The sequence below is a fragment of the Nonomuraea sp. NPDC050643 genome, from assembly GCF_040654715.1.
Lineage (GTDB): Bacteria > Actinomycetota > Actinomycetes > Streptosporangiales > Streptosporangiaceae > Nonomuraea.
On record NZ_JBFAIM010000037.1, the window covers coordinates 1 to 18,953 of the forward strand.

Sequence of the window (18,953 nt, forward strand, 5' to 3'; positions counted from 1 at the left end):
GACAAGGGCCTTTCGACCGTGAATCACGTCACTACGAAGGCCGGGACAAGGGTCAGCCGCGCGTGACGGGCCGGCCCGGCGCCCCATCCAACCGGCGACCCCCCCACAGGACCGGCACCCCTGGAGCGCCCGTGAACGACCCAACACACCCCCGCTCCCTCCACCCCACCACCAACCTCCCACCGGCTTCCCGGCCAACACCCCACGACCCCCCTCAACCCACCGCCGACTCCGCGCCACCCCCTCCCGGTCTCCAGCCGCCACACCACGACTCCCTTCACCCCACCGCCGACCCCCCACCGCCACCTCCCGATTCCCGGCCGACACCCACGGGCACCTTGCACCCGCACCTCGACCCGCCGCAGGCGCGCCCCGACCGCCCGCACGCGCGCCTCGGATCCCCGCTCGCGCGGTCGAGTTCGCCGCTGAGCCGGCGTGGTTTTCTCGGGCTCGGTGTCGTCGCCACCGCCGGGTTCACCCTTGACGGCCCCCTCCTCTCCACCGGCCCCGTCGCCACCGCACCCAGTCCTTCGGCCGGCTGGTTCGCCCGCCCGCGCCGGGCCGTGCGGCCGGTGGTGCGCTGGTGGTGGCCCGACGCCCACGTCGACCCGGCCGAGATCCGGCGGGAGGTGGACCAGCTCGCCGACGCCGGGTTCGGCGGCGCGGAGATCGCCGCCGTCCACCACAGCATCCGCGACAAGTCCGTGCTCGACCCCGCCGCCCACGGCTGGGGCACCCCCGCCTGGAGCACCGCCGTCGAAGCCGCGCTCGACCAGGCCGCCCGCCGCGGCATCACCATCGATCTGACCATCGGCCCCTCCTGGCCGGCCGCCGTACCCTCCATCACCCCCGAGAGCGAGGCCGCCTGCAAGGAGCTGGCCCACGGCTCGGTCCCGGTGGCCCCGGGGGCCACCTACACGGGTCCCGTGCCGCCGCCCACCGTGGACGGGCGTCCCGAACGCACCCTGCTCCTCGTCCAGGCCGCCAGGATCGACCCCGCCCATTCCACCCGCGACGAGACCGGCCTCGACCCCGCCTCCGTCCGGAACGTCACCGTCGTCGGCGAGACGATCACGTGGACCGCGCCCGAGGAGGGCGATTGGCTGCTGATCTCCTACTGGCAGCGCGGCTCCGGCCAGCGTCCCGAATCCGGCCCGCACACCGCCCCCGAGTGCTACGTCGTGGACCACTTCAGCAGGGCGGGCACCCAGGCGGTGATCGATTTCTGGGAGTCGACGCTGCTCACCCCGGCCATCCGCAGGCTGCTGCGGCGCTCGGGCGGCGCGCTCTTCGAGGACTCGATCGAGATCGAGACGGACGCCCTGCCCTGGACCCCGCACCTCCCCGAGGAGTTCGAGCGGCGCCGCGGCTACGCCCTGGCCCCCTTCCTCCCGGTGATCGTGCTCGCCGACGAGGACCCGGTCTTCGCCTACGACCCGGTCCTCACCAGGCACGCCCGCAAGGACTACTGGGACACGGTCTCCAAGCTGTTCAACGAGCACCACTTCACGATGTTGCGCGACTGGGCCCACTCGCTCGGGCTGGGGTCGCGGGCGCAGCCGTACGGGCTGCAGACCGACGCCATCGCGGCCGCCGCCATCCTCGACGTCCCCGAGGGTGAGTCACTGGGCTTCAAGAACCTCGACGACTACCGCTGCCTGGCCGGCGGGCGGGACGTGGCCGGGCACGAGGTGCTGTCCAGCGAGGCCGGGGCGTACCAGGGCGGGGCCTACACCACCACCTGGGAGAAGCTGCTGCGCACGATGGGCGGCGCCTACGCCGCGGGCCTCAACCAGACGGTCCTCCACGGCTTCTCCTACGCCACCGCGCCCGGAGCTGGCTGGCCGGGCTTCGCCGCGTTCACCCCCTACAACGGGACGACGGGCTATGCGGAGTCCTGGGGTCCACGCCAGCCGACCTGGCACCACATCACCGACATTTCTGGATATTTCGCACGAGTCCACCTGATAACGCGACAAGGCACGCCCCGTGCCGACGTGGCCGTCCTCCGCCAGACCGGCTACACCAAGACCGGCATCGGCGCCTCCTGGTTCACCGCGAGCGGCATCCCCACCGGCTGGACCCACCAGTTCATCAGCGGTGCCCTGCTCGACCTGCCCTCCGCCCGGGTCGTGAACGGCCGCCTCGCGCGCCCGGCGTACAAGGCGCTGTTCGTCGAGGGTGATCGCTTCTACGCCAACGAGTGCACGATGACGACCGCGGTGGCCGGGAAACTCCTCGCGTACGCGCGGGCGGGCCTGCCCATCGTGCTCCTCGGCGCCTGGGGGTCGGCCTCGGTGCCCGGCGTGCCACGCGACGGCGAGAACGCCCGGCTGCGGGCGATCCTGGCGGACCTGCTCGCCGAGCCTGCGGTCCGGATGGTGACGGCCGCCGCCGACGTCCCCGCCGCCCTCGACGCGCTCGGCGTACGCCCCGACGTCCGGTACGCGACCACGTCCACCCTGCTCACCCTGCGCCGCGTGGACGGCGACGTGGACTACTACTACCTGTGCAACGGCAAGCACCAGGAGAACGCCAAACCGCCCGTGGCCCCCATCGACCACGAGGTCACGCTGGCCCGCACCGCCCGCGACGGGGTCCCGTACCTGCTGGACCCGTGGACGGGGCGGGCCGAGCGGATCGCGCTCTACACGGAGGAGCCCGACGGGATCCGCCTGCGCGTCACCCTGCAACCGTCCCAAGCCAGAATCGTGGCCATCGCCCGCCCCGGCCTGTTCGGCCCGTCCAACCCGTCCGTCCCGTCCGCCCCGTCCGGTGACAAGGGCGGCAGGCGGGTGCACGCCACCGGCACCGACGCCGACCTCGTGAGGTTCGACGGCGAACGCCTGACCGTCCGCGCCGCCCAGGCCGGCACCTACACCACCACCCTCTCCAACGGCCGCCCGGTCACCACCACGATCGGCCCCGTCCCCTCCCCCATCCCCCTGACCTCCTGGCGACTCCGGGTGACGGACTGGCGGCCGGACGCCAAGGTCACGCACTCCGTGGACCTCGACGGGCTCGTTCCCTGGTCGCAGATCCCTGAGCTGGCCGACGTGTCGGGCCTCGGGACGTACACGACGACCGTCGAGCTGTCGGGCTCGGGGGCGTACCTGGAGCTGGGCGAGGTGACCGACACCTGCCGAGTGCGCGTCAACGGCCGCCGCACCGATCCCGTGGACCAGATCCACCCCGTGCTCGACCTCGGGCGCCACCTCAGGCGCGGCACGAACACGATCGAGGTGGAGGTGGCGACCCCGCTCGGCAACCGGCTCCGGGTGGCGGATCCCGCGGTGTACGGAGGCCTGGCCCGGCAACCGTACGGGCTGATGGGACCCGTCAGGCTGGTGCCGTACGGGGAGGCCCCGGCGAACGGGTCCGGCCCATAGCCGAAACCCCGGGCGGTCAACGACCCGGAACGCCGAACCAGCCATGAGATCGACGTCGTGGTCCTGGCGGAGCCGGACGGCGGACCCCGCCTGGCCTGCTACAGCGCCGCCGGCTTCACGGCGGATCTCCTGGCTGCGGACAACGGCGAGGTCATGCTGGTCACGCCTGATCGCCTTTACTCCTGAGGGCGGAGCCGACGGGCTGAGACCGAGGGCTCGCGGGCCTACAGGACGTATCCGAGCGACTTCACCGCCCGGCGGAAGGCGTCCTCGTTCTCCGGGGACACGCACAGGTGCCGGTCGCCGAGCAGGCGGCAGAGCGTTCCCGCCTTGCGGTCGTTCGCGATGAGCGCGGCGGTCGGCGGGTCGGCGGCCTCGATCAGGCGGACCAGTCCGCGGTCCCGTACTTGGCGAGCCCTGCGTTCCACGTCGGAGAGCAGGGTCGCGACGGTGTCGGGTAAGGGGTGCCCGCATCGTTCGCGCAGGAGTGAGCGCAGCCGGTCCAGGTCCCTGCCCGTGCTCAGAGCCTCCCGAAGAGAACGCGCCGAGAGGGTCCAGACCCGGTCGGAGGTCTGCTTGGCGTAGGCCCCGAGGGTCAGCCGGTCCACCGGCGGCAGTGTGCCGGTGACCACGACGTCGAAGTTGGGGAGCACCTTGAGCAGTTGCCCGGTCGCGACGACGGGCGGCTCGTAGGTCGTCGTGCGGCCGAGGACGTAGGCGCCCAGGCGGTTCAGCCGGATGGCTCGCAGGCCGTCGTAGCGACTCAGCCGCTTGAGGTCATCGGATCCCCAGTTGTCGTGGTAGTCCTCCCTCGCCCCTTCCGGCTCGTCATAGGCCACGTCGAACAGACCGAGCGTCGCCACGTACTCGAACACCACGGCCAGGGTGTAGCGGCCCTCCAGGATCGGCCAGTCGCCGTAGCCGTCATATCCGAGGCTGCCGTACTCGGGGTCCACCAGATACAGCTTCCACAGCGCCCGTTCGTTGCGCGCGATCACCGGGGCGAGCCCTTGCCTTCGCATGAGCGCGAACAGGTCGTCGACCGCAATCCACTCGCCCGGTTCGCAGAGCGCCAAGGCGGCGGCGACCGCCTGCCGGCGTGGTTTCACCGCGGTCAGGACGTTCTTGCCGCGCTGCCCCTTGATCTCTTCGACCCGGCTGAACTCGTCGATCAGCGTGGTGCCGACCCAGCGCCGCCACAGCTCCTTGATCGTCTTCGCGGCGGGTTCGCCGAGCCCGGTTCGCCCGCGCGCGGTCAGTTGCAGCTTGCCCGCCACCAGCCCGGCCAGGCCACCGGACTGGAGCAGCAGCGGCCAGGCGTACGCCGCGATCGCCTCTCCGTCGTAGAAGTCGCCTTCGGCCAGCACCGTGGTCACAGCCGCCACCGTCGCCGCGCTCGGTCGCCGGGTCTTCTCGCTGCACCGTATTTTCCCGGCCGCACACAGTTGCAGCATGGCCTGGAGATTGGCCGGTGCCTCCGCCTCGGTCACCCGTATCGCTGTCGCACCGCCCTCGTACGTCACGTTCGAACTGTAGAAGACGCCGGCCCGATCACGTGCGGGTCCGCACATGTCGCCTCAAAGCCGACCGGCGACAAGGCTCACAGCTCTTGACCTGACCTGTCAGGCGGTCTACATATTTATTCATTGCGTAGTATCCATTCGCTCGTAGAGAGGCCGGATGTGAAGGCAACGATCACGGGGCTGGCGACGGTGATGGCGCTCGCCTTATGCGCGCCCGGCACAGCGACCGCGGAGGCGGGCCCACGGTTCTCAGTACCGGAGCGGGGCGCCGGGACCTGCGTGGACGCGCCTTTGACGATCACGTTTGCGGCGCCGCCGACGCTCGGCTCGTCCGGGGCCATCGAGATCCGCCGGACGGACGGCTCGCTCGCCGACCGCATCGAGGCGGCCACGGCCAGGACCGACAGGAAGAACATCGGCGGCGCGATCTCCGACACGGGCCTGCCGCACGACTTCTCGTACGAATCGATCATGGTCGAGGGCAACACCGCGACCGTCTACCCCCACCGCCCGCTGGAGTACGGCCAGGAGTACGCCGTCACCGTCGAGGAGGGCGTCTTCGGCAGCGCCCAGCAGTGGCGGTTCAGGACCAGGAAGCACGCCCCGCGGCATCCGCGCCGCCTGACGGTGGCCGCCAACGGCGGCGGTGACTTCTGTACGGTGCAGGGCGCCATCGACGCCGTGCCGACCGGGAACCGGAGACCGGTGACCATCGACGTGCGGCCCGGGGTCTACACCGAGATCGTCTACGTACGGGAGGACCGGCCGTACCTCACCGTGCGGGGTGCGGGCGCGGGGCGGACCGTGGTCCGCTACCCCAACAACGACCTGCGCAACGGCGACAAGGCGCTGAGCGACGGCGGGCCGGCGGACGTGTGCCCGCGCCGCGTGCTGGAGACCTCCGATCTGCACAACTGCTGGCGGGCCTCGTTCGGGGTGGACGCCGCCGACTTCCGGCTGAGCGACCTCACCCTGCACAACACCACACCGGACGGCGGCTCGCAGGCGGAGGCGTTCCGGGGCAACAACGACCGCATCGCGCTCGAACGCGTGCACCTCGTCAGCAACCAGGACACGCTCCGGCTGCAGGGCAAGGGGTTCGTGACCGACAGCCGCATCAGCGGCGACACGGACTTCGTCTGGGGCACCGGGACGGTGTTCATTCAGGACTCGGTGCTGGAGTCGACCGATCGCGGCTACATCTCGCAGAGCCGTAACGACGCCACCCGGCCGGGGGCGGTGTTCGTGCGGACCAGGCTGACGCGCGCCCCGGGTGTGCCGGAAGCGTCCGTGGTGCTCGGCCGGAGCGCGGTGTGGCGGTTCACGCACAGCCAGGCGGTGTTCATCGACACGAAGATGGACACCCACATCGCCCCGGTCGGCTGGCAGATCGACCCGAACGACTGCGCCCAGGCCCAGTCGGCGTCCTTCTGGGAGTACGGCAGCACCGACCTGGACGGACGTCCGGTCGACACCTCGCAGCGGCTGGCCTGCTCCCGCCAGCTCACGGCGGATGAGGCCGCCAAGTGGAGCGACCCCGCCTTCGTCCTGGGCGGCTGGGACCCCGAGGCCGGCCGGAGTTGATCGATCGCGATCGCATGACCGAACGGAGTGGTGACGAAATGACGGACAGGGAAGCCGGCCCAAGCGCGGAAGTGAACGAAGATGCGGGCTCGGGCGCGGGCGCAGGCTCGGGCCCAGAAGCGGGCCCAGAAGCGGGCCCAGAAGCGGGCCCAGGGGCGGACGCAGGTACGAGTGCGGGTGCAGGGGAGGGGGCGAGTCGGCGCAGGGTCTTAGGGGGTGTGCTGGGCGGGATCGGTGCCGCGCTCGTCGTCGGCGCGCCGGCCGCGGCGGCGGACGCCGGAGGAAGCGTGAGACTCGGCGCGGCGGGTGCGGTGGCGGCCGGGCACGGTGGCAGGCGGGCGCCGCGGCCCGTGGCACCCGTGAACCAGGAGGCGGCGGCCAGGTTCGGGCCCGAGTACAAGACGTTGCCCGCCGCCGTGGCCGGGGTGGACATCGAGCCGCTCATCGGCATCAACGCGGCGGCCGACATCGCCGCCCGGCGCAGGCACCTGATCGACTACGTCTGGAAGGACGCGGGGCAGCCGAAGACGCTCCCCACCGTCGAGACCGGCGTGACCGTCCCCGAACTGGCCGGCCTCACCGGCGTGCGCCGGATCGACCTGCTGACGGTCCCGCTCAAGTACCGGGTCACGGCCAAGGTGTACGACCTCCTCCCCCGCAAAGGCTGGAACCGCCGCCTGGCCCTCTACCACAACGGCCACGGCGAACCCCCCGACACCATGCTCCGCGTCACCCAGGCCCTGCTCGACCGCGGCTACCGGGTGATGGTCTACGCGATGCCCTTCCACCACTGGAACGCGCAGGGGATCGAGGACCCGGCCGCCCCGGGGACGATGCTGCCCGGCCCCTCCCACCGCGAGCTCCCCCCGTGGGAGAGCGCCGGCTTCTCCACGCTGACCTTCTTCCTCGAACCGCTCACCGTCACCCTCAACTACGCCCAGGCCACCTACCGGCCCGTCAGCACGGAGATGATCGGGCTGTCCGGCGGCGGCTGGACCACGACCGTCTACTCGGCGCTCGACCCGCGTGTCACCCGCAGCTACCCGGTGGCGGGCTCGCTGCCGTTCTTCCTGCGGCCCGCCTCTCCGAAGCCGCGCCCGACGATCGGTGACTTCGAGCAGACCAAGGAGTCGCTGCCGGGCTTCTACGCGGCGAGCTCCGACGACTTCCTCGACATGTACGTGATGGCCTCCGTCGGGGAGGGCCGCGGCCAGCTCCAGATCCTCAACCGGTTCGACGAGTGCTGCTTCAACGGCGTCGGCCACCGCGTCTACCAGGCCCCGGTACGCGACCGGGTGAGGCTGCTGGCCGGCGGGCGGCCTGAGCAGGGGCGCTGGGATCTGCTCGAGGACGCCACCCACGACGACCACACGATCTCGCCGCACGCCCTTTCCGTCATCCTGTGGGATCTTGACACGGCAAATGTCACAACCTAATATCGGAATATAGATCCATTATTGAATAAATATTCAGCCGAAAGGGCCGTATGGCAGGCAGGACGTTTTCGCACCGGCGCCGAGTGATCGTCGACACCGATGCGAAGAATGAGGCGGACGGCCAATTCGCCATCGTCCACGCCCTGCTCTCCCCGAGCCTCGACATCCGGGGCCTGGTCCCTGCCCTGCTCCTGGAGCCGCGCATCGCGGAGCGGGACGTGACCGTGATCTGGATCGGCGGATACCTCGTGCGCCGGCTCGTCGAGTGGAACGAGCTCCGGCACGGCGGGTCGATCGACTTCTCCGTCGCCAACCGGCCGATCCGCACGTACGACTCGATCGACGCGCGGTTCGTCCACGAGGACTTCTTCGCGAAGCCACGAGCCTTCGCCAGCCGCTGACAGGAGGACGGGACACGATGAGTGCGCTGACGTTCGGCGCCGGGATCTGGGCGTTCGGGCAGATCGTCGACAGGTACGCGACCGACGGCTACGGCCCGGCCAGGACGATGACGGAGATGCTGGACCTGGCGGCGGCCGTGGAGGGGCTGGAGTGCCTCGACGTCAACGTGCCGTTCGCCGAGGGGATCTCCAAGGCGTCGGAGCTGGCCGGGGCGCTGGCCGGGGCGCTGGCCGAGCGCGGCCTGCGGGCCAGGGCGATCACGCCGCACCACGCTGGCCGACGCGGCCCGCACGTTGCTGGCCATCAAGGAGGCCGGGCAGCCGAACGTCGGCATCGTCATGGACTTCGGCCACTCCCTGCTCGCCGGGGAGACGCCGGCCGAGGCGCTGCAGCTCGTGCACCGGCGCGGGCGGCTGGTCTCGGTCGAGCTGAACGACAACCGGCGCGGCTGGGACGACGACCTGCCGGTGGCGGCGGTCGTCCTCGGGACCAGGCCGGTGCCGATGCGTCTGCTCGGGCCTCGGACGTTCGCACCGACCGGGGACCCCGCGTTCCTGCTGGAGCACTTCGGGCTGACCGCCGAGGGGATCGCCCGCTCGACCCTGGAGGTGCTGGGCCTTGACCACGCGTAGCGACCCGCCGGGCACCGGGCGGAGGCGGGCGGGATGACGCGGCCCGCCACCCGGGACGGCCGGAGTAGGCTGCCGCGTTACGGAGTGCGTCACGCGCCCCGCATCTCGGTGTGCGAGCGGCGCCGCGTCCTAGCAGAATGGCACTCGGCAGTGGCCCGGGCTCGCCACCGGACCAGCAGGAGCGGCGGAGCCGAAGCGGAGGCCAGCGATCGTGGGAGCTGACAGTCAGTTCGAGAAGGGCCGCGCGGCAAGCGAGCCCGTGAGGTTCGGCGGTCGCCGGCTCGGCCAGGAGTCCGAGCGCATGCGGCTGCTCGTGCGGGTCGCCCGCCTCTACCACGAGCACGGTGTGCGGCAGCCGCAGATCGCCGCCCAGTTGCGCATCTCGCAGCCGCGCGTCTCGCGCCTGCTCAAGGAGGCCGCGGAGATCGGCATCGTGCGCACCGTGGTGGTGGTGCCGAGCGGCGTGCACGCGCTGCTGGAGGAGGACCTCGAGCGCAAATACGGGGTCGAGCAGATCATCGTCGTGGACGCCACGGGCGACAGCCACGACGTCGTGGCCGCGCTGGGCTCGGCCGGGGCGACCCACCTGGACGCCACCCTGATCGGCGGCGAGCACCTCGGCATCTCCTCGTGGAGCGCCAGCCTGCTGGCCACGGTCGAGGCGATGCAGCGCCGCCCGGTGCGGGTGGCCGAGGAGGTCGTCCAGCTCATCGGCGGGGTGGGAAAGGGGTCCGCGCAGGTGCAGGCGACCAGGCTGGCCGCCCATCTGGCCGATCTCACCGGCGCCGAGCCGGTCTTCCTGCCCGCGCCCGGCCTGGTCGGCTCGCCGGTGGCGCGGCAGGCGCTGTCGGACGACCACGTGGTGCGGCAGGTCGTGGACGCGTGGTCGCGGCTGACGACCGTGCTGGTGGGGATCGGCAGCCTGAACCCCTCGCCGCTGCTGCAGGAGAGCGGCAACGCCATCTCCGAGGACGAGCTGGAGACGCTGCGCGGGCTGGGCGCGGTGGGTGACGTGTGCCTGCGCTTCTTCGACGCCGACGGACGGCTGATCGACTCTCCGCTGGAGGAGCGCATCCTCGGCATCCCGGCCGCCGACCTGCTGCGGGTGCCGCGGCGCATCGCCATCGCCGGAGGACGGCGCAAGACGGCGGCGATCAGGGCCGCGCTCAAGGGCGGCTGGGTCAACACGCTCATCACGGATGTGGGCGTGGCCGAGCAACTGCTCAAGGACTGACCTCCCCCGCTTTCACCAGGCCGCCGTGCGCAGCGCACGGCGGCCTTTGCCGTTCTGCCGGGTTGACCTCCTGTCTGAACGCTTGGGAAAGCGCTCTTGACAGTCACAACCGTGTCGTTCACGATGTGATGAATCCACTCCATTCATGGCTGAATAAAAATTCTCACAAGCGACAGCGTGGTCCGGAGTCGTGCCGATCGATGGCACAGCCCTGCCTATTTCCGGGGCGGAAAGAGAGCGTTTCGATGACCGAGGCCCTGGGCTTCGAGCAATCAGAATTCAGCCGCCGCGCTTTCGTGCGTTCGGCGGCTTTGGTCACGCCCGCGGTGGCGTGGGCCGGGTCCCCGGGCGACCCCGGCCCCACGGGCACGGCGACGCCGACGCCGACGAGCACGCAGGCCGACCCCGCGCAGGTGCCCGCCTTCCCGGGCGCGGAGGGCGCCGGGAAGTACACCACCGGCGGCCGGGGCGGCGCCGTCTACGAGGTGACGACCCTCGACGACTCCGGCCCCGGGTCGCTGCGCGAGGCCGCCGCCAAGTCGGACGGCACGATCGTCTTCCGGGTCTCCGGCAACATCCAGATCAAGGGCGGGCTCGACATCACCGGGTCCAACCTCACGATCGCCGGCCAGACCGCGCCCGGCCACGGAATCACGATCACCGGCAACGAGACCCAGATCAAGGGCGACAACATCATCATCCGCTACCTGCGCTTCCGCGGCGGCGACGTGCTGGGCACCCCCATCGACACGTTCGGCGCCCGGAACGTGCGGGACATCATCATCGACCACTGCTCCTTCAGCTGGGGCGTGGACGAGTGCTTCTCCGTCTACGGCAACACCAACGTGACCGTCCAGTGGTGCATCATCTCCGAGGGCCTGACGAACTCGGTGCACCCCAAGGGCCGGCACGGCATGGGCGGCCTGTGGGGCGGCGACACGATCACGTACCACCACAACCTGCTCGTCCACCAGAACGCGCGCAATCCGCGCTTCAGCTTCACCGAGGGCATGGACATGGTGGTGGACCACCGCAACAACGTGATCTACAACCACGGGATCACGTCCTGCTACGGCGGCGAGTGGTCGAACGGCGTCAACATGGTCGGCAACTACTACAAGCCGGGCCCCAACACGCTGCCCCCGATCGCCAGGACGATCGTGGCTCCCGGCCGGTTCGGCCAGTGGCACCTGAGCGGCAACGAGGTCGAGGGCCACCCCGACATCACGGCCGACAACACCAAGGGCATCACCTACCCGATCGGCGGCATCACGCTGCTGCCCAGGCCGGTGGAGTTCGAGAACGGCATCACCGAGCAGAGCGCGGCGCAGGCGTACGCGACGGTCCTGGACCAGGTGGGAGCGATCCTGCCGCGCCGCGACGCCGTCGACGCCCGGCTGATCAACGAGGTGCGCACCGGCACGGGGCGCCACATCAACTCGCAGAAGGACGTGGGCGGCTTCCTGCCCTTACCCACCGAGGTGCCCGCGCCGGCGGACGGCGACCACGACGGCATCCCGGACGAGTGGGAGACCGCGAACGGGCTGAACCCCGAGAACGCCGACGACGCCCAAGCCGTGGACGGCAGCGGGTACACCAACCTGGAGCGCTACCTCAACGCCATCCAGCGGGCCGGTGCCCGCAACCCCGAGGTCGCGATCATCTCCCCCAAGATCGACCAGGTGTTCGCGGCGGCCCAGGACAGGCAGAGCATCACCGTCCAGGCCGACGCCAAGGCGCTCGACGGCGCGACCGTCGCCAGGGTCGAGTTCTTCCAGGGCGACAAGAAGATCGGCGAGGCGACGGCGCCGCCGTACCAGGCGACCTGGGCGGACGCGGCGGACGGCGACTACTGCCTGACCGTCAGGGCCACCGACAGCACCGGCAGCGCCACCACCTCGTCGCTGGTGCCGATCCACGTCACCCGCACCACCACCCACGCGCCGTGGAAGGCGCAGGACATCGGCCAGGTGCCGATCCCGGGGAACACGGCGCTGAAGGACGGCGTGCTCACGCTGAAGGGCTCCGGGAAGATCGCCGGCTGGAAGGACTCCTTCCACTTCGCCTACCAGGCCGTCGGGTTCAGCAAGCGCGGCGAGGTCCTCGAGATCAACGCCCGGCTGGACAAGGTGAGCAAGTCCCACGTGGACGCCGTGGCCGGGCTGATGGTGCGGCAGGACCTGGCACCCAACTCGCCGTTCATGATGGCGGGCATCGGCTACTCGGCGAGCAGCGAGGACGGCGCCGGCCGGCGCGCCAAGGCCATCAGGGTCGCCTCCCACGGCACGGCGGCGAGCGTCGGCCTGTATCCGCCGACCAGCGATGACCCGCTGGACGACAAGCCGTACTGGCTGCGTCTGATCTGCCGCAGCCTCGACGGCGGGGACAACGAGTTCGAGGCGTTCCTGTCGGACAACTCGCTCAACTGGACCCGGATCGGCTACGAGCGCATCGTCATGCGGACCGGCCGGTTCTACATCGGCCTCGCGGTCGACGGGAACCAGGAGCCCAACGCCGTCCACCCCTACACCACGGCGACCTTCAGTCTGGTCAAGGTCAATCGATAGACCCGAACGGAGCACCATGACAGAGCAACCGTTGACGAGGAGGAACCTGCTCCGCGGCGGGGGACTGCTCCTGCTGGCCACGACGAGCGGGTGCGGCTTCTTCGACACCAGCCCCGACACGGGCGGCGCCGGCGGCGCCGCACAGGCCGCCGACCTGAACGCCAAGGAGGCGCCGGCCCTGGCCAAGCTGGTCAAGGAGGGCAAGCTGCCGCCGCTGGAGCAGCGCCTGCCGAAGAACCCCCTGGTCGTGCCCCCGCTGCAGGAGCCGGGCAGGTACGGCGGCACGTGGAACTCGGCCATGGTGGGCGAGGACGACTGGGACTGGCTGATCTACACCCTCGCCTACGAGCCGATCGTCCGGCTCAAGCCCGGCACCAACGGCCAGAAGGGCGCGGGCGACATCATCCCCAACGTGGCCGAGTTCGAGGTCAAGGGCGACGGCCGGGAATACGTCTTCCGGCTGCGCGATGGCCTGAAGTGGTCCGACGGGCAGCCCTGCACGGCCGACGACCTGTTGTTCGCCTTCGAGGACGTGTCCGTCTACAAGGACCTGCACACGACCGGCGTCTACGACCTCTACCTGGAGAACGGCACCACGGACGAACTGGTCAAGGTGGAGAAGGTGGACGAGCGAACGGTCCGCTACGTCTACAAGGAGCCGAAGGCGGGCCTGCTGTTCCAGATCGCGGTCTCCACGTTCGAGCGGGGCGGGGCGGCCGGATTCCTGCTGCCCAAGCACTACCTCAAGCAGTTCCACAAGAAGTACAACCCGGACGCCGACCAGCTCGCCAAGGAACAGCAGTTCGAGGACTGGACCCAGCTGTTCATGCAGAAGAACGACGTCGCGCACAACGCCGACATCCCCACGCTGCACCCGTGGAAGATCACCACCGCGATCGGCAACGGCACGGCGGTGGTGGCCGAGCGCAACCCGTACTACTGGAAGGTCGACGACAAGGGGCGTCAGCTTCCCTACATCGACCGGTTCAGGTCGGATCTCCTCGGCGACATCGAGGTGGAGCTGCTGAAGATCATGAACGGCGAGATCAACATGCAGCTCCGCAACTTCAACACGCCCGAGAACAAGCCGCTGGTCGCGCAGAACGCCGCGAAGGGCAAGTACCGGTTGTTCAACGTGCCCAGCCGGCTGAGCAACACGATGATCATCCAGTTCAACCAGACGATCGGCGACGACGACCTGCGCGAGTTGTTCCAGAAGAAGGACTTCCGGATCGGGCTGTCGTACGCGATCAACCGGAAGGAGATCATCGACGGCGTGTACGCGGGTCAGGGCGAGGCCTGGCAGGGCGCGCCCTCCAAGAACAACGCGCTCTACGACGCGGAGTTCGCCAAGCAGTACACGGAGTACGACGTCGCCAAGGCCGGCGAGCACCTGGACAAGGCCGGGCTGACGGAGAAGGACGCCGGCGGCAGGCGACTGGGCCCCGACGGCAAGCCGCTGATCATCACCGTGATGACCAGCGCGGAGTTCCCGCACCACGTCCAGGCGCTGGAGTTCGTCAAGAAGCACTGGGAGGCGGTCGGGGTCAGCCTGCGCGTCGACTCGGTCTCGGACACCCTGTACACCGAGCGCACGATGGGCAACTCCCCGCAGGCGTCCACGTTCACGTGCAGCGACTTCGACGTGATCACCGGCACCGGCGGCAGCCACTACTACGTGCCGAGCAACTCCGGCAGCGCCCGCTACGCCATCCGCTGGGCCCTGTGGTACGGCAGCAAGGGCAAGAACGGCGATGAGCCGCCGGCCGTGGTGCGCGAGCAACTCGAGGCGTTCACCGCGATGCGCACCGAGCCGGACATCAACAAGGCGCTGGAGCACGCCAAGAAGGTCGTGCGGATCTCCAAGGACCAGTTCTACGCGATCGGGATCAGCTCGCACCCGGACGAGTACGGCATCGTCTCCAACGATTTCAAGAACGTGCCCGACTCCATGTCCGTCTGCCCCGTGAACCCCGGGCCGACCCAGCCCGAGCAGTACTCCATCTGAGGCGCCGGCATGCTGGGTTATTTCGGCCGCCGCCTGCTGTACGTGGTGGTGACCATGTGGGCGATCTCGATCGCCACCTTCGTCATCATCAACCTGCCGCCGGGCGACTACGTCTCGACGGTGATCGCGAACGCGCAGGCGGGCGGCGAGGGCCTCACTCCGGCGGAGATCGTGAACCTCAGGCAGCGGTACGGCCTGGACGATCCGGTCCTGGTCCAGTACTGGCGCTGGATCACCGCGATCCTGCTCCACGGTGATTTCGGTCAATCGTTTGCCTGGAATCAGCCGGTCGCCACGCTCATCGGCGAGCGCGTCGCGCTGTCGGCGATCCTGTCGATCAGCTCACTGCTCATGGTCTGGGCGATCGCGTTCCCCATCGGGATCTACAGCGCGGTCAGGCAGTACTCCTGGGGCGACTACGGCTTCTCCTTCCTCGGCTTCATCGGGATGGCGATTCCCGAGTTCATGCTGGCGCTGGTCCTCATGTACATCGGGTTCCGCTTCTTCGGGGCGAGCGTGGGCGGGCTGTTCTCGCCGGAGTTCCAGGACGCGGCCTGGAACCTGGGCAAGGTCCTCGACCTGATGGGCCACCTGTGGGTGCCGATCGTGGTCATCGGGGTCTCCGGCACGGCCGGCATGATCCGGGTGACCAGGGCGAACCTGCTCGACGAGCTCTACCGGCCCTACGTGCACACGGCCAGGGCCAAGGGGCTGCCGGAGTGGAGGCTGCTGCTGAAGTATCCGGTGCGGATGTCGCTCAGCCCGTTCTTCAGCACGGTGGGCTGGCTGCTGCCGGGGCTGATCGGCGGGGAGACCATCGTGTCGGTCGTCATGAGCCTGCCGACCGGAGGCCCGCTGCTGCTCAGCGGGGTCATGAACCAGGACATGTATCTGGTCGGCAGCTTCGTCCTGATTCTCAGCACGCTGACCGTGATCGGCACCGTGCTGAGCGATCTGGCGCTGGCCTGGTGGGACCCGCGAATCCGCAAACGGTACAAGAGAGAGTAGCGCCGCATGTTCCTCAGGCGACCGAAGACGCAGGAAGTAGGGACGCTGCCGCAGTGGCGGCTGATGTGGCGGCAGTTCCGCCGGCACCGGCTCGCGATGGCCGGCGCGGCCATCCTCATCCCGGTGTACTTCGTGGCGATCTTCGCGGAGTTCTTCGCGCCGATGTCCAGCTCGACGGCGAACACGGCCTTGACCTACGCGCCGCCGCAGATGGTGCGGTTCTCGGGTGAGCACGGCCTGCACGTCAACGGGTACACGACCGAACGCGACGCGAACACCTACGCGCAGACCTACACCGAGGACCCCGCCAAGGTGATCAAGGTCGGGTTGTTCGTGCGCGGCGACGAGTACAGGCTGCTCGGCCTGATCCCGTCCGACATCCACCTGATCGGCCCCGTGACGAAGGGCGAGCCGTTCTTCCTGCTGGGCTCCGACCAGAACGGGCGGGACCTGCTGTCCAGGCTCGTCCACGGCGCCCGGGTGTCGTTGTCGATCGGGCTGGTCGGGGTCGCGGCCAGCTTCTTACTCGGCATGCTCATAGGCGGCATTTCCGGATATTTCGGGGGCGGCGTCGACAACGTCGTGCAACGGATCATCGAGTTCCTGATGGCGATCCCCACGTTGCCCCTGTGGATGGCGCTGTCGGCCGCGCTGCCCACGGACTGGGGGCCGCTCACCCGGTACTTCGCCATCACGGTGCTGTTGTCGCTGATCGGGTGGACCGGGCTGGCCCGGGACGTGCGCGGGCGGTTCCTGTCGCTGCGTGAGGAGGACTTCGTCACCGCCGCCCGGCTGGACGGCGTGGGCCGGCTGTCGATCATCTTCCGGCACATGATCCCCTCGTTCGCCAGCCACATCATCGCCTCGCTGTCGCTGGCCATCCCGGCCATGATCCTCGGCGAGACCAGCCTGAGCTTCCTCGGCCTGGGCCTGCAGGCCCCCGCCGTGAGCTGGGGGGTGCTGCTGGAGGGCGCGCAGAACGTGCGCGTCGTGGCGAACGCGCCGTGGATGCTCGCGCCCGGCGTCGCGGTGGTGATCGTCGTGGTCGCCATGAACTTCTTCGGGGACGGGCTCAGAGACGCCGCCGATCCGTACGGGAACAGGAAGGTGAGCAGGCGTGCCCGCAGACGACGTGCTGCTTGAGATTGAGGACCTGCGCACGCACTTCCTCATGGACGACGGCGTCGTGTGCGCCGTGGACGGCGTGGACCTGCGGGTGCGCAAGGGCGAGACCCTGGCCATCGTCGGCGAGTCCGGCTGCGGCAAGAGCGTCATGGCCAGGTCGATCCTGCGTCTGGTGGACCCGCCGGGCCAGATCGAGGGCGGGAAGATCACCCTGCACCGCGAGAGCGGCCCCGTCGACCTGGTCGCCGCGCCGCCCAAGATGCTGCGGCAGATCAGGTGGAACGACATCGCGATGGTGTTCCAGGAGCCGATGGCCTCGCTGAGCCTCGTGCACACCATCGGCAGCCAGATCGTCGAGGCGGTCCGGCTGCACGAGAACGTCGGCAAGGCCGAGGCCCGCAAGCGCGCCATCGACATGCTCGACCGGGTCGGCATCCCGATGCCGCAGCGGCGGGTGGACTCCTACCCGTTCGAGCTGAGCGGCGGGATGCGGCAGCGGGCGATGATCGCGATGGCGCTGTCGTGCCGGCCCAGCCTGCTGATCGCCGACGAGCCGACGACCGCGCTCGACGTGACCACGCAGGCGCAGATCCTGGAGCTGCTGCGCGACCTGCAGGGCGACTTCGGCATGGCGATCATGCTGATCACGCACGACCTCGGGGTGGCCGCGCAGGTGGCCGACAGCATGGCGGTCATGTACCTGGGGCGGGTGGTCGAGTACGGCACCGCCGAGCAGGTGCTGTCCGCTCCCCGCCATCCCTACGCGCAGGCGCTGCTGCGCTCGATGCCCCGGCTCGGGCGCGCCAGGCAGCGGCGGCTGACGGCGATCAAGGGCATGGTGCCTCCCCCGTACGCGCGCCCCGACGGGTGCTCCTTCCATCCGCGCTGTGACCACGTGATGGCCGGGCGGTGCGACACGGTGGCGCCCAGCCTGATTCCGGTGGACGACCGCGAGGTGTCCTGCCTGCTCTACGAGGAGGACAAGTGAGCACGGAACCCCTGCTCAGGATCGAACGGCTGACCAAGCACTTCCCCGTCCGCAGCGGCCTGCTGGGCCGCCAGGTCGGCGCGGTGAAGGCGGTGGACACGGTCGATCTGGACCTGGTGGCGGGCAGCACGCTCGGCCTGGTCGGGGAGTCCGGCTGCGGCAAGACGACGCTGGGCCGGTGCATCGTGCGGGCGCACGACCCGACCGGGGGCCGCATGCTCTACCGGCGGCCGGACGGGTCGGTGATCGACGTGGCGGGGTTGAAGGAGAACGAGCTCAGGCCGTACCGGGCCGAGGTGCGGATGATCTTCCAGGACCCGCACTCGTCGCTCAACCCGCGCAAGACGCTGCGCGAGATCATCGGCGAGCCGATGCGGGTGCACCGGTACGGCACCAAGGACGAGATCGACGCCCGCGTCGGCGAGCTGCTCGAACGCGTGGGCCTGCGCCCCGAGTACGCCGACCGCTACCCCCACGCCTTCAGCGGCGGCCAGCGGCAGCGGGTCGGCATCGCGCGGGCGCTGGCCCTGTCGCCCCGGCTGGTCGTCGCCGACGAGGCGGTGAGCGCGCTCGACGTGTCGGTCCGCGCCCAGATCCTCAACCTGCTCATGGACCTGCAAGAACAGGAGGGCCTCGGCTTCCTGTTCGTCAGCCACGACCTCGGCATCATCGAGCACGTCGCGGAGGTCGTCGCGGTCATGTACCTGGGCAAGGTCGTCGAACAGGGCCCGACCGAGGAGCTCTACTCCCGGCCCCGGCACCCCTACACCGAGGCGCTGCTGTCGGCGGTGCCCGACCCGGACCCGGCGGCCAAGCGGCACCGCGAGCGCATCAAGCTGCTCGGCGACATCGCCGACCCGGCGCACGTGCCGCCCGGCTGCCCCTTCCATCCGCGCTGCGTCTACGCCAAGGACGTGTGCCGCACCGAGCCGCCGCCGCTGCGGGAGGTGGAGGGGCGCCGCGTGGCCTGCCACTTCGCCGAGGAGCTCGAACTGCGCGGCGTGCCGGACCCGGACGTACGAGAGGTGACCGCATGACCGGCACGGACGTGCGAGAG

General features: G+C 70.0%; 15 protein-coding genes. 13 read left to right on the forward strand and 2 right to left on the reverse strand.

Features of this window, described 5'->3' with window-relative positions:
* Window positions 1-338: 338 nt before the first annotated feature.
* Together AB0I15_RS38015 and AB0I15_RS38020 are read left to right on the forward strand one after the other, a co-directional pair.
* Window positions 339-3,389: a glycosyl hydrolase gene (locus tag AB0I15_RS38015; protein ID WP_358106830.1), complete on the forward strand. Its 3,051-nt coding sequence runs from the start codon at window positions 339-341 to the stop codon at window positions 3,387-3,389.
* 57 nt (window positions 3,390-3,446) lie between these two features.
* A complete protein-coding gene (locus AB0I15_RS38020) occupies window positions 3,447-3,575 on the forward strand; it encodes a hypothetical protein (RefSeq protein ID WP_358106834.1) in 129 nt (42 codons plus the stop codon).
* Window positions 3,576-3,613: 38 nt separating this feature from the next.
* Here the strand turns inward: AB0I15_RS38020 and AB0I15_RS38025 are convergent, their stop codons facing one another.
* Window positions 3,614-4,765, reverse strand: coding sequence for a helicase-associated domain-containing protein (locus AB0I15_RS38025; RefSeq protein WP_358106837.1), 1,152 nt, complete (start codon window positions 4,763-4,765; stop codon window positions 3,614-3,616).
* A 438-nt stretch (window positions 4,766-5,203) separates the two neighbouring features.
* On the opposite strand from AB0I15_RS38025, the gene AB0I15_RS38030 reads away from it, so the two are divergent.
* The 3 genes from AB0I15_RS38030 to AB0I15_RS38040 all read left to right on the forward strand — a co-directional run bounded on the left by AB0I15_RS38030 (window position 5,204) and on the right by AB0I15_RS38040 (window position 8,333).
* Window positions 5,204-6,496, forward strand: a complete 1,293-nt coding sequence (locus AB0I15_RS38030; RefSeq protein ID WP_358106840.1) for a pectinesterase family protein — start codon at window positions 5,204-5,206, stop codon at window positions 6,494-6,496.
* 218 nt (window positions 6,497-6,714) lie between these two features.
* Window positions 6,715-7,932 (forward strand): hypothetical protein, encoded by a 1,218-nt coding sequence (locus tag AB0I15_RS38035; protein ID WP_358106843.1) that lies wholly within the window; start codon window positions 6,715-6,717, stop codon window positions 7,930-7,932.
* An 83-nt stretch (window positions 7,933-8,015) separates the two neighbouring features.
* On the forward strand, window positions 8,016-8,333 hold the full coding sequence (locus tag AB0I15_RS38040; protein WP_358106846.1) for a hypothetical protein: 318 nt from the start codon (window positions 8,016-8,018) through the stop codon (window positions 8,331-8,333).
* 88 nt (window positions 8,334-8,421) lie between these two features.
* Here the strand turns inward: AB0I15_RS38040 and AB0I15_RS38045 are convergent, their stop codons facing one another.
* Entirely contained in the window at window positions 8,422-8,595 is a 174-nt protein-coding gene (locus tag AB0I15_RS38045) for a hypothetical protein (RefSeq protein WP_358106848.1), read from the reverse strand.
* A gap of 32 nt (window positions 8,596-8,627) precedes the next feature.
* Here AB0I15_RS38045 and AB0I15_RS38050 point away from each other — a divergent pair, with 32 nt between their 5' ends.
* The 8 genes from AB0I15_RS38050 (at window position 8,628) to AB0I15_RS38085 (ending at window position 18,933) form a co-directional block, all read left to right on the forward strand.
* Entirely contained in the window at window positions 8,628-8,966 is a 339-nt protein-coding gene (locus AB0I15_RS38050) for a hypothetical protein (RefSeq protein ID WP_358106851.1), read from the forward strand.
* A gap of 211 nt (window positions 8,967-9,177) precedes the next feature.
* Complete coding sequence (locus AB0I15_RS38055; RefSeq protein ID WP_358106854.1) at window positions 9,178-10,200, forward strand: sugar-binding transcriptional regulator; 1,023 nt, start codon at window positions 9,178-9,180, stop codon at window positions 10,198-10,200.
* A gap of 245 nt (window positions 10,201-10,445) precedes the next feature.
* Window positions 10,446-12,767, forward strand: a complete 2,322-nt coding sequence (locus AB0I15_RS38060; RefSeq protein ID WP_358106857.1) for an Ig-like domain-containing protein — start codon at window positions 10,446-10,448, stop codon at window positions 12,765-12,767.
* 16 nt (window positions 12,768-12,783) lie between these two features.
* Window positions 12,784-14,775: an ABC transporter substrate-binding protein gene (locus AB0I15_RS38065; RefSeq protein WP_358106860.1), complete on the forward strand. Its 1,992-nt coding sequence runs from the start codon at window positions 12,784-12,786 to the stop codon at window positions 14,773-14,775.
* Between the two features lie 9 nt (window positions 14,776-14,784).
* Complete coding sequence (locus AB0I15_RS38070) at window positions 14,785-15,783, forward strand: ABC transporter permease (protein WP_358106863.1); 999 nt, start codon at window positions 14,785-14,787, stop codon at window positions 15,781-15,783.
* Between the two features lie 6 nt (window positions 15,784-15,789).
* Entirely contained in the window at window positions 15,790-16,926 is a 1,137-nt protein-coding gene (locus tag AB0I15_RS38075) for an ABC transporter permease (RefSeq protein ID WP_358106866.1), read from the forward strand.
* Window positions 16,901-17,896, forward strand: a complete 996-nt coding sequence (locus tag AB0I15_RS38080) for an ABC transporter ATP-binding protein (protein WP_358106869.1) — start codon at window positions 16,901-16,903, stop codon at window positions 17,894-17,896. The genes AB0I15_RS38075 and AB0I15_RS38080 overlap by 26 nt, the downstream gene beginning before the upstream one ends.
* The gene (locus AB0I15_RS38085) at window positions 17,893-18,933 is read left to right on the forward strand and encodes an oligopeptide/dipeptide ABC transporter ATP-binding protein (protein WP_358106872.1); all 1,041 of its coding nucleotides are present in this window, start codon (window positions 17,893-17,895) and stop codon (window positions 18,931-18,933) included. Before AB0I15_RS38080 ends, AB0I15_RS38085 begins: the two co-directional genes overlap by 4 nt.
* Window positions 18,934-18,953: the final 20 nt, after the last annotated feature.